At 49.8% G+C, this 12,988-nt stretch carries 14 protein-coding genes and 2 pseudogenes; 3 read left to right on the top strand and 13 right to left on the bottom strand.

Annotated features, from left to right (window positions below; translation table 11 throughout):
• Positions 1-849: pseudogene (locus tag AB4090_RS14125) on the top strand (hypothetical protein); the annotation flags it as partial.
• An 86-nt stretch (positions 850-935) separates the two neighbouring features.
• Here AB4090_RS14125 and AB4090_RS14120 read toward each other — a convergent pair.
• From AB4090_RS14120 to AB4090_RS14105, 4 genes are all read right to left on the bottom strand, one after another.
• Positions 936-1,946: a YbhN family protein gene (locus AB4090_RS14120; RefSeq protein ID WP_369574527.1), complete on the bottom strand. Its 1,011-nt coding sequence runs from the start codon at positions 1,944-1,946 to the stop codon at positions 936-938.
• Position 1,947: 1 nt separating this feature from the next.
• Positions 1,948-2,658, bottom strand: a complete 711-nt coding sequence (locus AB4090_RS14115; protein WP_369574526.1) for a hypothetical protein — start codon at positions 2,656-2,658, stop codon at positions 1,948-1,950.
• Between the two features lie 119 nt (positions 2,659-2,777).
• Complete coding sequence (locus AB4090_RS14110) at positions 2,778-3,635, bottom strand: RNA polymerase sigma factor RpoD/SigA (protein WP_369574525.1); 858 nt, start codon at positions 3,633-3,635, stop codon at positions 2,778-2,780.
• 63 nt (positions 3,636-3,698) lie between these two features.
• A complete protein-coding gene (locus AB4090_RS14105) occupies positions 3,699-4,121 on the bottom strand; it encodes a hypothetical protein (RefSeq protein ID WP_369574524.1) in 423 nt (140 codons plus the stop codon).
• Positions 4,122-4,255: 134 nt separating this feature from the next.
• Here AB4090_RS14105 and AB4090_RS14100 point away from each other — a divergent pair, with 134 nt between their 5' ends.
• Together AB4090_RS14100 and AB4090_RS14095 are read left to right on the top strand one after the other, a co-directional pair.
• On the top strand, positions 4,256-5,158 hold the full coding sequence (locus AB4090_RS14100; RefSeq protein ID WP_369574523.1) for a LysR family transcriptional regulator: 903 nt from the start codon (positions 4,256-4,258) through the stop codon (positions 5,156-5,158).
• 119 nt (positions 5,159-5,277) lie between these two features.
• Positions 5,278-6,339 (top strand): tellurite resistance/C4-dicarboxylate transporter family protein, encoded by a 1,062-nt coding sequence (locus tag AB4090_RS14095; RefSeq protein WP_369574522.1) that lies wholly within the window; start codon positions 5,278-5,280, stop codon positions 6,337-6,339.
• 1,042 nt (positions 6,340-7,381) lie between these two features.
• Here the strand turns inward: AB4090_RS14095 and AB4090_RS14090 are convergent.
• The 9 genes and pseudogenes from AB4090_RS14090 to AB4090_RS14050 form a co-directional block, all read right to left on the bottom strand.
• A complete protein-coding gene (locus AB4090_RS14090; RefSeq protein ID WP_369574521.1) occupies positions 7,382-7,855 on the bottom strand; it encodes a hypothetical protein in 474 nt (157 codons plus the stop codon).
• 73 nt (positions 7,856-7,928) lie between these two features.
• A complete protein-coding gene (locus tag AB4090_RS14085) occupies positions 7,929-8,351 on the bottom strand; it encodes a DUF3568 family protein (protein WP_369574520.1) in 423 nt (140 codons plus the stop codon).
• 53 nt (positions 8,352-8,404) lie between these two features.
• Positions 8,405-8,680 carry an EexN family lipoprotein gene (locus AB4090_RS14080; protein ID WP_369574519.1) on the bottom strand — a complete coding sequence of 92 codons (276 nt, stop codon included), beginning with the start codon at positions 8,678-8,680 and terminating at the stop codon, positions 8,405-8,407.
• 93 nt (positions 8,681-8,773) lie between these two features.
• Entirely contained in the window at positions 8,774-9,661 is an 888-nt protein-coding gene (locus AB4090_RS14075) for a hypothetical protein (protein WP_369574518.1), read from the bottom strand.
• Positions 9,662-9,738: 77 nt separating this feature from the next.
• Positions 9,739-9,999, bottom strand: a complete 261-nt coding sequence (locus tag AB4090_RS14070; RefSeq protein ID WP_369574517.1) for a hypothetical protein — start codon at positions 9,997-9,999, stop codon at positions 9,739-9,741.
• 547 nt (positions 10,000-10,546) lie between these two features.
• Positions 10,547-11,054 (bottom strand): annotated as a pseudogene (locus tag AB4090_RS14065) (sigma factor-like helix-turn-helix DNA-binding protein); the annotation flags it as partial.
• 233 nt (positions 11,055-11,287) lie between these two features.
• On the bottom strand, positions 11,288-11,515 hold the full coding sequence (locus tag AB4090_RS14060) for a hypothetical protein (protein WP_369574516.1): 228 nt from the start codon (positions 11,513-11,515) through the stop codon (positions 11,288-11,290).
• 232 nt (positions 11,516-11,747) lie between these two features.
• Positions 11,748-12,683, bottom strand: coding sequence for a sulfur oxygenase reductase family protein (locus AB4090_RS14055; protein WP_369574515.1), 936 nt, complete (start codon positions 12,681-12,683; stop codon positions 11,748-11,750).
• Positions 12,684-12,832: 149 nt separating this feature from the next.
• Positions 12,833-12,988, bottom strand: a 156-nt coding sequence (locus tag AB4090_RS14050; RefSeq protein WP_369574528.1) for a DUF4168 domain-containing protein, incomplete at its 5' end; no start/stop codon positions are given.

Raw genomic sequence — 12,988 nt, 5'->3', positions numbered from 1 at the left:
GGCGAGTACACAGATTTCGTGTTGCGCCCTGTGGAGACTTCCGTGCTGGCTGTGCTCTCGTCTGCGGCACCACCATCTTTGCCGAACCAGGAGGCGGTACCACCGCGCAGCATCGGCCTGCACATTGACGAAGACGCCATTATTGCGGCGGTGGGAACGTTACCGTTGTACGGCAACGAGGAAGGTCTTATCCCCGCCTTTGGCGTCTATCTCACCCGTCATTACGCCGATTACTACAATCTCATTTCTTTCCGCTTCGAAGAGCACCTCGCGGATGCCATGCGTACCCATCGCTATCTCGGGGAAATGCTGTGGTATGAGTATCCTTCGCTGTTCTATTACAAGGACCGGTTCGGACACCTGCAAGGGCGGGAGCTTGCCAGCACGCTCCTCATCGAGGCAGGGCATATCTGCGGTTTCAATACCATGGGTGGCATCATGCGCTCGGATCCCTGGTATCAGTTGATCGTTCCGCAACTGCAGTGCCGTGAGGATTGGTTATCCGGGATCGTTGCCTGTATCAATGCCCTGGGCTGGGGACTCTGGCGTATTCACGAGATTGTGCCCAATGAACGCCTCATCCTTCGGGCCTGGTTCCCCTATGAGTCTCTTGGGCATTTGCGTCAATTTGGAACGGCGGACCATCCGGTGGATTATCTCATGGTTGGGGTTGCGGCGTCTTTGATGAATCTGCTCTACACCGCAGACATCACTACCCGGCCAGATCTCACCCTGGATTTTTACCACCAGGTAAACCGTAGCAAGGACGGCTTTTGGGGCAGGCAAACCCGGTGTGTGGCAATGGGCGATGCCTATTCCGAAGTGATCGTCGAACGCAATATTATTTAGCAAAGGCCGGTAAACCTCTGTAAGCCCCTATTCTAACAACGCGCAGTCATGCAGCAACGGCAGCCGGGGACGTCTTGGACAATCACCTAGGTTGTATGCTGACGTTTGCCGGGGTGATCTTTGCCGCAGCCCCATTCATAAAAAAACCAGGGCATACCGACGAAGAGATACCAGTAATAGGTAAAGAGGCGCCAGCCGAGGAGGCTGAAGGCAATGTCGGCCTGGGGCAGACTGCCGCCGAAGAGCAGACCATATGCCGCGCCAACGCTGCCCGCGCCCCCCGGTAGGAAACTCAGTTGCGAGGTGAGGTTGAGCAGAGTTTGGCTGACGATGATATAGGGCACGCTGATCTGGCCGCCCACGTACCGCATCAAGGCCCAGAGAACCAGATAGCGCGGCGTCCAGTAACCGGCGGCGCTCAGAAAGATGATTGCCCGCTGCCGCCAGCTGATTTCGCGCAGAAGTTCCAGCGCTCTGAAAAAACGGGAAAAAAATAGAGCGATGCGGCTCCGGTAGCGTTGATACCAGGAGAAACGCAGAAAGTGCTTATTGATACTGCGGACGATACGGCGGCGCTCGAAATGCCAGATGACAAAGAGGAGGACTGCGGTGACGAAGCTGATCAATGCCAACCAGAAAATGACGCGGACGTCGGGCAGGCGATTGTCAAAGAGCGCGAGGTAGAACAGGGAGAAGAGAAAGATGGAGATCATGAACAGCAGATCGGTAATGGCGATGGCGAGCAAGACCGCTGCGGCGGTGCCGATGTTCAGCCCGCGGCGATGGAGAAAGACCAGATAGGCCGCCCCCATGCCGGAAGCCGCCGGTGTGGCCGCCCCAGCAAATTCTGCAGACATGACCAAGGGTAGGGCACTGCGCAAGGGAATCCGTAACCCGACTCCGGCACAGATAAAATGTAGGCGCAGGCCTTCCGCAAGCCAGCTGAACAACATCAGACACGTCAGGCCCAGAAGGAGCAGTGGGCTGATCTCGCTGATCAGATGAATGGCCTGACCATTCAGAAAATAAAAGATCGGGACGAACGAGATAGCGAGAGCGAGGAACAAAACCAGCCAAAAGCGGAGATTGATTTCCATGTCAAACGATGCGCTTGTACACGCAGATATTTTCGATATCCAGATCGCAGACGGAATCGAAGAGGCTGGTTGACACCCGGTCATACACTTGCAGGCCGTAGCGTCGGTAGGGCCGCTCTGGGCGATGTCCGGGCCAGGAAAAGAGCTCTCCGTAATAGTGCGAAATCCCACGGTCACGCAGTAATGTCTCAAAGCGCTGCCAGAGATGCAGTCCAAGAAAGTGCCCACGCTCCGGGCTTCGCACGTTGAAGTGCATGTGCGCCGCGTGGACGGGACGCAGAGGCCGCTCGCCATAACTACGAAACAAAAGCCAGTGCAAAAACTGCAAAGTTTGCGGATGGTCACGGTAGTTTCCAGTAGCCGCACGCGCGAGCATCTTCAACGTAGCCTGCGCAGCCACGCGAAATACCGAAGCATCAAACCCCGGTGGCGCACCGAGGAGATACCCGACGATTTGATGATCTTGTTCGGCGACGAAGCCCCAGTCCTGTGCATATTCCAGATATGGCTCCACAACGAGAGATGCGAAAAGCTCCTCGTCGCTGCACAGCGGTGCAACCGGTTGTCCCAAACATCCGGTATCACAGCAGATTTGTCGTACTGCCGCAGCGTCGCTCGCCCGCAGAGGACGAATCTGGTAGGCATGACTCGCATGCCCGGAAGATACGAATTGCATGGAGGGCGGCGGACCCTCGCGTAATTGGCTTGCCATCCTCTCCCCTCTAAGTAATAGCAGAGTTAACAGCCGTATTTTCTAGAAACTGGTTACTTGGGCAATGTGTAGATTGCTAGGCAGATTCTGCCCCATTTGATTTTTCCTATCTAAAGTAATCAGACGACCAAATCGTAGCCTTGTAATCCATCATTCTCAATCCGAGACTGAAGTTTTTCCAGCGCACATATTTGCAAACATCGCGCGCGCTCTCTAGAGCAGCCTAACAGGCCGCCCAACTCATCCAAGGTGGCTACAGGATTATCGTTAAGACCGAAACGCAACTGTAAGGTAAGTCTCTCCACGCCACTAATCTGATCCAACCAAAATTGCAATCGTTTTGCGAGCTCATGGTTCGCGCAGGCGTCTTCAGGACCTGTACCCACAGAGTCGCCGATTGACATCCAAAAATCCGACTCATCGTCAATCGCTCCAGAAGACTCACGATGTACCTCCGAAACATTTAGCTCCAGAAGATATCTGACCTCATCTTTTGGCAAGCCGCTACGCTCAGAAATATTGTCACAGTTCACTTCACAAAACGATTCCTGTTCTAACTCTCTCTTCGTTTTTTGAATCTTGTAGATTTTTCGCATGACATGTATGGGTATTCTAACATTTCTAACTTGGCACATTAACGCCCATTCAATAGACTGACGGATCCAATATCCAGCGTAGGTAGAAAAACGAAATCCTTTCTCCGGATCAAATTTTTCTACAGCTCTAATAAGCCCAATGTTACCCTCAGAAATCAGGTCAGCAAAAGACAACCCGCGATTTAGATATCGACGCGCCAAATGGACCACCAAGCGTAAGTTCGCTTCGATCATTTGTTGACGCGCAGACAGGTCGCCACATTGCACTCGCCGCCCTAGGGAGACCTCTTCATCCGGGGTTAAAAGATCTCGTTTGCCGACATCTTGCAGATAAGCGGAAGAAAGATCACAGTCCATAATGTCATCACTTTTAATTTTCATGTTTACCTCGGGAATAGCGGATGGTGCGGCCTGATATCGTAATAACAGGATGCAGGGCAAAATCTAGAAACTTATTTTCCAAATCCTTTGCGATTTTTTTTCTGTTTGGGACGGAAAACTACTCGGACGATATTTTGAACGAAATACAAAAATATCGTTACCGCGACTTCCAGGTCCAAAGCTTGTAGTAACATTTGATAATTGAGAGATTTTAATTCTCAAGTATCTCTCTACTGTTTCCGTGGAAAGTTCATAAACCTCGCTGATGGCAGAACAAATCCAGGCAACTCTTTTGTAGTCGCTAGCCAATACACAATCTAATTGCTTCAAAACTGCCACATGCAACACGATCAGTAGTGCATCATCGGATCGGCCATCGGGGAGGTATTGAAGAAGGACGTATGAATGAGGCTGACCGGGACCAACAAGATACCTTATTCTGGGCAGGTCATCCGCCCAGGAGTCACCAACAGCAGTAGTGTTCATTCGCCCTACTCCTTTTGCATTGCCAGCCATCTATGCGTATCACCAAGCATGTTGCTACGCCCCGTGAACTATACTACTGTACATCTGGAAGTACTGTATAACCGATTTTATAGATAACGTTACCGGAAAAATCAATGATTGATGCAGAACAGTTACTTACGTTTCTCGAAGTGGCGGAGAAAGGAAGCGTTACGGATGCGGCCAAAAAAATGCATCGCGGTCAATCCGCCATCTCGGAGCGGCTGAAACACCTCTCAGAGTATGTGGGGGAACCCTTATATGAGCGCGACGGAAACGGGATTTCCCTTACGCGCTTCGGTGAGCTATTGTTGGGGGAAATCAAGCAATTGAAACAGAATCTGGCGAATATCGACGGGATGGTATCACGTAGGAAGTCGCTATTGGATGGAGATCTATTTATTTTTTCCACCAATCTGATAACCAATTACTTTCTTCTACCATATATTGTTAAGTTTAAGATAGAATATCCTGGAATCAATTTACATATAAAAAATGGGGAAAACTACATATCTGATTTTTCTCCGAATGTTGTTGATGTATTGTTCTACGAAACAGAAATGTCATTGCCCGCGCTTCCCACATATTTTGAATCCAGCCCATGGAAGGACGACGGATTAGTTTTTATAGCGGCGAGAAATCATTCTCTCGCAGATCAACCGGTTATCGATGTAAGCATGCTAAAAGAGGAGACCATCATTTGGCGGGACTCACACACAGCAGTCCGCAAAGCAACTGAAAAACAATTCACTAATTCCAAAATTATACCCAAACACACGATTGAGGTAGAAGATATAGAATCAGTTGGTTTTATGGTCCAATCTGGCCTTGGGGTCGGCTTCGTCAGTGAGAGAGTTGCAAAACATCGGCAAGACTGGAATGTCGTTTCTATTCCCATAGTTAATCACGATATTATATATACGCACTATATGTCCGCGCCAAAAAAAATACGCAGGTCTCCTGCATTGCAAGGATTTATCGATATTTTGGAGTCTGATGTTGCGGAATTCGAGCACTAGATTACATGTTAATTTATATGCTGCCAAATTGCAGTAGAGAGAACTATGAGCATTAAGCGGATTCTTGGTGTACCTATGCTGACGAGATTGCGCGGCACTTGATATTGTAATATTTCCCAATGAATCTCTTCAGATTTATACGCGTCGAAAAATTGGCTCCGTCCTATTTTTCCTTGGTTATGGCTACGGGGATCGATTCCATTACGTCGTATCTTCTAGGATTTAGCACTGCTGCGGATATTTTTCTAGCGATAAATATTATTTTTTATCTTGTTCTTGTCTTTTTTTATGTGTGGCGCGCGATCTATTTCACAAGCGAAACGAAATCAGATATTCTAAATCAGAAGAAAAACTTTGGGTATTTTTCCTTCATCGCTGGTACTGTGGTTTTGGGAACTCAGCTTGAGTTAGTGTGGAACGATGTTATCATCGGAGTTGTGTTATGGATAGTAGCTGTTGTTTCATTGATAGTCATCGGATACGGTATCTCTTTTATAACCATTAAACGAGTACAAAAACCCGCGTCCCTATTTTCTAGAATAACCGGTGCATGGTTATTGGCCACAGTGGCAACGCAGTCTGTTTCCATACTTTGTATAGTGATCAGTCATAAGTTTTTTATGCACGAGACTAGTATTTTGATATTTCTCTCTCTATTAACTTGGCTTCTAGGGGGAGCGTTCTACATCTGGATTATTTCAATCATCGGTTATCGACTTGTTTTTATATCGATTTCACCTTTAGATCTCAGTCCCACGTATTGGGTGAATATGGGAGCAGCCGCTATTTCCGCTGTAGCGGGGTCAACACTTGTTCAAGATGGCAACCATACCTCTATTATAGTTGTCTTAATTCCTTTTATAAAGGCGATTATTTTGTTAGATTGGACCGTCGCGACTTGGTGGATTCCGCTTCTGGGTTTGCTCGGCGTGTGGAAGCATCTGGTACATAAGATTCCTATCCGTTATGAGGTGGGCTATTGGGCAATGGTTTTTCCTATTGGAATGTATAGCCTATCGTGCGTTAAAATCGCGGAAGTTTTTCATATATTTTTTTTAGGATTAGCTGCATATAATTTCTATTCTATTTCATTATTATGCTGGGTGTTTACAGCTTATGGTATGTGCAAAACAGTATGTGTCCGACTCCTGGCGGATTTAAGGCCTCGCAATCATTCTTAGCCACCGAGCGGACGGGCCGGTGGTCTATAAAGCCGTTAAGCAATCGCATGGGAAGGTCTAACCTCCATAAGTGCCTATTGGCAACAGACATCAACTCGTCCGCCGCGAGTCTAGAGAGCGAAGCCATGGCGGGCAGTCCCCTGAAGGTAACACGACGAGTTGCGACCACCGAAGCCACGGCGAAGCGGGGAGTGCATGCGAGTATCCTTTGTCAGGCTCTCTATCGGCCCCTTTTGGAGTAGAGTCAGAATGCCTGAGGGGGCCCCGAACAGAAACTGCGCCAGATGATTGTGGACAGCACGGTACAGAGCAAGGCCATCGCCCACCCACCGATAGTCGATTCTGGCAGTTTCCTGCAGCAAGCCGGTTACGGCTGCCAAGGAGACCGGGATTACCATGAAACAGACCTTTGCCAAGGAAGGTTGCCGACTTGGCTTTCGGCGGGGCGCTATGCCCAAGTCCGACGGTTCAGGCGCATGCCGCGCAATATCAAGCGACAACGCACCGTTGTTGGCGTGTATGCCGGGAGTCGGAGCACAACCCGCCCACATCCAGGTCCAAAATGACCAGTGCAAAAGAACCCCTGGGCGCTTTCCTGCACCCCGTCCTCTGCGCCGCTGGCTGTTGGAGTGGCCGTGCAAACCCATGACCGTGACCATCACCGCGTCGGCGTTCGGGAATGACGCGCCACCTCGAGCTAGTCGCCATAGCCTCGCCTAGGCACTAAATGAACACTTCAGGAGCGACTACCGAGAATGAAAAGGTGGGTTGGTTAGACGTACATGTGGATCATCTTTATCAATGGGCTACCGACCAATAAAACTCTCCCTGCCCCCCAACAGAGTGCCGCCAGAATCATGTTAAAAATGGCTGACCCACGAAATTCGATATCGCTCACTAGGCCATCGTACTCTTCGCAGAATGCGGAAAAATACTGGTGCGCGCCATACCTGAAGTCTTGCGTCTAGACGCGATGAACAGAACGTGACTCTGGCGACGCACCACCCACCGCAATCAACAAGGTGTGAGCGCATAGCGAAAGTCAGTCTCTAACCCCAGCGCCAAGTCTGACCAATCGCTGGGCCTCATGCTGCCAATCGGCCACGGTCCGGAGCGAAAAATTTACCAGGAAGCCCATAATTATCATGATGATATTTGCCGTTTGCATATCCATAAAGGCCCCAGAATTGCTCTTAAAAATCAGCGCGGCATTCTTAGTCCCGTTAGCTAGCAATTCCAAGGTAAATAACGAGGAAGAAAAAATTATGAGCGTAGTGAGACAGACGTTAACTGCCAGATTCCAGGTACTATGCGCAATGCGCTTTCCCACCAATACTGAGTCAGAGTAATAAATAATCGACATCAAGGACATTTCCAAAGACAGCTCGGAGACGTTACCAGTATAGATATGGATAATGCTGAAAAAGAAATAGATCAGCACAGGTATACTGAGAATGCTGATTTCAGCAAATGCCGTCACCAAGATATGCAAGGCTTTCTGGTAGGGCATGGACAAATAATATTCTCCTGTTACAAAAAGGGGCAAGAATCGATACAGACCCAGACGTACGCTTTGCAGCGTAATATTATCAGAGCAACGGGGGCTTGACCGTGGCAGGTACGCCGAGCCTTTGGCTAAGCAAGTGGAAAAACTGTTTTGCAAGCACCTTATTGCCGAAGAGTCCTACTCCCATGGTTATCTTGGTGATGTCAGCAGCCGTTGCATTGAGAACGACGCTGATCTTGCGCTGATCGTCACCAATCCCATACAAAGTGATCTGGTCTGCACTATCCTGATGATACCCATGATAAGCAATGCCCATCTGCTGAAATACTTGCAGAACTCTCGTCCTAACCGTGTTCATAGGTTTAGGATAATAAGCATGATAATCCGCAAATACTCCCGCCTCGGTGGCAGCAACGCCGCCAGCTCCCACGCCAGCGCCAGCCACGGCAGCACACCCGCTTAGGGCAACGCCCACCGTAGCAAATACCACTGGCATCAAGATCATGCCGCGACACAGGGATCTCTTGTGACGAAATCTATTCATCGACTAACTCCTAATCAAGGCAAATCATTACCCAAACTTTGCATAGCTTTTTTGGCGTTGTAGCCCAGAGCCTTGGCGCCAGCCTTGCCAGCATTTTGGCAGGAAGTGAGTTTGCTGCGATCGACACTGTTGGCACACCACTGACGCTCCTCCCGCATTTTGCTCTGGTGATGCAGATACCAACTCACTGTATGCCCGCCATCCGGTCCATCCTTAACTGAGGAACATCCCGCAAGACCCTCTATCATAAAACACCCGAAGATGGCTGCCCTTATCCATGATTTCTTCATTTCTCTCCTGCAATCCGTCGCAATAATTTATGTGTTAGATGTGCCAGGAGTACCCTACGACAATTTGCAGGCGACTCCTTGAGATTTGGCACATCAGAAATTGTAGGCCAAACCGACAAGTCCTCTGAGAACGTTGAGGCGTGTGCGAACATCCACAGGTCCATAATGCTTTCCTGCCATATAGCGATCATAGTCCATGCCTACAAATGCGCTTAGATCGGGCAAAAAGCGATAGCTGATTTTCCCACCGACTTGCAGAACGCTGGCGCTCAGCGCGCGGCCTGATGTTACCGATAGGTTAGAGACGTGAAAGCGGTTTGTCTCGGAAATACCCACGAGATAGCCTGCATGCGCGGAGAGCGTCACGTCTCGTAATGGTTCAGCAGCGACAAAAAGACCGCCACCAATCGCGTTATTGTTATAGCTTTCTTCTGCTGTATAGGGGCCATGATCATAATCCAGGTTGAACTGCGCGTATTGATACCCAAGATAGGGGCCAATTACCAGACCACGTTCCAGGTTAAACCCCTTACCTAGCCGGGCATTAAAAGCGAGTGAGTGTCCACCTGAGCTTGTCACTTGGCTGATAGTGGGGCTAAACCCATAGTTGAACCCGAGATGGAGAAGCACGTTATCACGGGTCAGCCCAGAAAGAACAACACCAACGCCACCTGAAGCATTTCCTCCATGTACTAGATTCTTGGTGCGAAATGACTGAGCAAGTGCCTGTGTATTTATAGGATTGAATGATTCTGGGCTGCCAATAGCCTGCCCATATATGCCTATGTAGTTATCACCGCGAATTAAATCACTTGCCCATGCCGCGGCAGGAAATATTAATAAAAAGGCGATAGACAATAATACCGCTGTACTATTGCGCATAATGACCTCCTTCTTGCTAAAATGTCCGAGTAAACGTGTTAGCAATGCGGAACGGAATCGACCTTTTGAAAGCGCGTCAAGGCCTTCAGTTTGCCCCATGAGTTCTGCGCTGTTCTTGGTAGCATACGGACCAATTTGCCACTGCCTTTAGTGGGGGTGTGAACGATCAATGATAACTATTCGCTGCCACTGGCTTCTCGAACCGCCTGATTAGCCGTCCGTTGAGCTGAATTTGCCTGATTCAGAGCCTGATTTTGCTCGTTCTGGAGAGAATCGGCCTTCGCCAATGCTTTATTAGCGGTAAGCTGAGCTGAGCGGGCGTTGTTTTGTGCGGATTGGGCAGTCGTACTTGGACCGCCTCCACAGCCCGCGAGAGCCAGTGCCGCAAGCATACTCACCACAACCAAAATAGGTTTAATAGATTTTTTCATATTCATGGGAAGTCTCCTTTTATTGCCAGTACTCACTAAGCATATTTCATGCCAAATTATTATAAACAATAAGTTAGATGAATGGCTTTAGTTGATTCTCGATATTAGTTATGAATCCTGTAGACAAGTGGCTAATATCTGTAGAATTCCGCTTTGTGAAAAGAATACCGTAAATAATTTGTTTTTCTAAGCATATGAAATTAATCATTTTTATGACAAATCCCGTCACGTGTTTTTTGTCGTTTATTAGCGACAGATTTGTTTTCATACGTCCGATTCATATTAATATTACAGAAGATTGTGAGGCATATTTGATTTGGCGGGAATCGGTGACATCAGCTCCACGAAACTGCTTCACGATATTGTTTATAATTGTATAACCAACTATTCTCAGGTTCACCTGATGGGTGTACAAGCAACCGACGATTTTCCACCTTCGCCGAGGCCCCGAAACCCTCACCCCCTTGGGAGAGTTGCCACTGATTGGACAGGTCAAAAGTGACTGAGCTTTATCGGCATAATCCCGTCTTTGCTCAGGCCCTGGGTTTGCGGGCGATGCCCCCAGCACCGCCACAAAGATCTGTGTCTGGCGGATCTCCCCGGTACTCGGATAGATGACCGGCACGGTAAGGCCCGCATGGTCCACGAAGAGCTTCTCCCCGGCGACATGGGTCTGGCGCATGCTGTGTTTGAGACGCTCTCCCCAGCGCCGGTACAGGTGCAGAACTGCGCATATTGATACACCGGTTGCCCGGCATGCCCCGCGACGTATTCCTCCCAGAGCAACTGCAGGGTCATGCCCTTGCGCCGCAGCTCCGTATGCATCTGGGCAAAATCCGGCAAGGCCTTGCCCGATGCCACTGCGGGTTTCTGTTCGGGAAAAGCCGTCCTTCCAGAGCCGCCTCGCCCTGATCCGCAGGCAGCGGCCAGGACACAGCGGCCTGTTCCGCCCGCTGCAGATATTTGCCGACAGCCCCTTTGGAGAGCCCACAGGCGCGGGCAATTTGCCGCTGGCTCAGGCCAACCGCGTGTAAACGAATTACCTCCATGATTGCTTTCATCGTCATCCTCGGTGTCGGCATCCTCAATCTCCCGTAAAAAGAGCGCAGGATGCTCGCTAAGCCAATGAATGACCAAAAAGTTCTAAAATCGCCAAGGGAAAAACACGACACCATTCTGGCATCGTGGGCACCCATTCGGAAAAACCACAAAGCTGCCCACGATGGTCCACAATACGCAAGCATTCCCCTGTCCCATCCGTACTGGGCAGATGAGTAGGCGCCGCAATACCGAGTCAGAGTGGATCATCCGCAGACCTTCCAGAGAACGGCCGCCGCCGGTCAGCGTCAAGACCAGGGGCAATATCTGCTGGACTGCCGAATAGGCATGACCGCTGCCCGGCAGCGGCATCTCCCGCTCCACCCAGCAGGAAACTGATACCGTAAAAACCCGCCGTAAAGAGTGTCAGCTCTGTCTGCGCGGCCAGCGCCTCGTCCATCGCCCCCAATTGGAACGGAACCACACTTTACTTTATGGCACCTTTCTCATCCGCCCCTCCCGCAAGTAACCTTCCGGGTGATGCTTTTCGTTGAGTCTATTCTAACCGCAATAGTCCTAGACCAGTTCCGTATTTGCCTAGTTCGTAAGGCAATCGCGGAGTTAGCTAAAAGAGCTGGCCCCCTACCTAGGAATAAGAGAGGGGCCAAAATGATCTGCCTGCCGTGTGCCGATCCATAAGACGATCATGGCGGGCCTCAGTGGTCCAGCTTTTTGCGCCACTGACCCTGTTCCATCATGGGCGCGAAGAATTGGTAGTAGGGGCCACGATCCAAGTGGGCGAGCACGCCATCGTTGTGAATTTGGCGTAGTTCATAATCCAACATGGCGTGGGCTATCCCCATATGGGCGTGTTCGGGAGATTCCCACTCCATGTGCACCAGATATTGGGTGGGCCGTTGTCCGGGAATGGGCGGCGTGTGGGGGACCTTGCTCCCGCGATTAGTATTATATTCTGGAGGGTTCGCCCCCAGGGTCGCCTTGAGCATCCCCTTGGGATCCAGCTGAAAGGAACCAATGGCCGATACCCCAAACTGTTTCAGAATCATCCAGCCGATCATGCCTGGGACGTTTTCTTTCATCCACGATAGGGTGGCCGCCGCACCCGCCTCAAATTGCTCTTCGTGGCCCTCCATGATCCAGTGGTCGCCAAGGGCGATACTGCGTTTGGCGGCCAGGGCGACCTTGGGAACCTCTTTTTGCTGCGCAAAAGCGCTGCCCAAGGCTGTGGGAACGTCGGTCATACCCACCAGCGCGGGCAAATCGGAGCGGATGATCTCGTAGTAGGGTTCCCAAGGCCCTTCAATAACCATGTCGAGGCATTGACCGCACAGCTCAAAAATCTCTTTGAAGTTGTCGTGATGCATTTCTTCGTGGGATTGCACGTCCTTCCATACCGTATATTGAAACATGGAAATGGGATTGAGTGTTTCGTGCATGTCCACTGCCCCACCCCCATACCGCCCGGCCATGGGATGGATGCCCGTTTGCAGTAATTGCTCAAAACCTAAGAATCCCGGGTGAGATGCGGTAGTAATACAGACTTTCGGGCCAACTTTCATCATGGTGGCGTAGCTTTCCGGTCGATTGGCTACCTTGGATTGGTTGATCGCGATAATTGGATTTTTGCTCACAAATACCTCCATATTTTCAGATTTGAGGAATAACTTCCTAAATTTTGACATTGTTGAATAAGACAAGTTCACTCTTAATATTGGATAATGGTGTAGTTAGATGTCTAACGGTTTATTTTCTTGTAATTTAGAGCTCCACCTGATATACATTAATCGATATCCTTTTTTACCTTTTTTGCAAAATGTGGGTCAGTCTGGGTCTTACGCAGCAATGCGGCATATTGTAATGGCGTCAAATTATTTTGCAGAACTACGCTTTTTATCTCTCCCTCATACCGGGTAAGCGCCCTTCTTTTCTCTGTACC

Origin of the sequence: Acidithiobacillus sp. IBUN Pt1247-S3, from assembly GCF_041146875.1 — a bacterium.
Classification (GTDB): Bacteria; Pseudomonadota; Gammaproteobacteria; order Acidithiobacillales; family Acidithiobacillaceae; genus Igneacidithiobacillus.
Note: the sequence above shows the minus strand (reverse complement) of the source record. Positions and strands in the feature narration are given on the sequence as shown.

Coding starts and splice junctions, on each gene's coding strand:
- AB4090_RS14120 (WP_369574527.1), bottom strand. CDS start 1,946: ATGGAAATCAATCTCCGCTTTTGGCTGGTTTTGTTCCTCGCTCTCGCT.
- AB4090_RS14115 (WP_369574526.1), bottom strand. CDS start 2,658: ATGGCAAGCCAATTACGCGAGGGTCCGCCGCCCTCCATGCAATTCGTA.
- AB4090_RS14110 (WP_369574525.1), bottom strand. CDS start 3,635: ATGAAAATTAAAAGTGATGACATTATGGACTGTGATCTTTCTTCCGCT.
- AB4090_RS14105 (WP_369574524.1), bottom strand. CDS start 4,121: ATGAACACTACTGCTGTTGGTGACTCCTGGGCGGATGACCTGCCCAGA.
- AB4090_RS14100 (WP_369574523.1), top strand. CDS start 4,256: ATGATTGATGCAGAACAGTTACTTACGTTTCTCGAAGTGGCGGAGAAA.
- AB4090_RS14095 (WP_369574522.1), top strand. CDS start 5,278: ATGAATCTCTTCAGATTTATACGCGTCGAAAAATTGGCTCCGTCCTAT.
- AB4090_RS14085 (WP_369574520.1), bottom strand. CDS start 8,351: ATGATCTTGATGCCAGTGGTATTTGCTACGGTGGGCGTTGCCCTAAGC.
- AB4090_RS14080 (WP_369574519.1), bottom strand. CDS start 8,680: ATGAAGAAATCATGGATAAGGGCAGCCATCTTCGGGTGTTTTATGATA.
- AB4090_RS14075 (WP_369574518.1), bottom strand. CDS start 9,661: ATGGGGCAAACTGAAGGCCTTGACGCGCTTTCAAAAGGTCGATTCCGT.
- AB4090_RS14070 (WP_369574517.1), bottom strand. CDS start 9,999: ATGAATATGAAAAAATCTATTAAACCTATTTTGGTTGTGGTGAGTATG.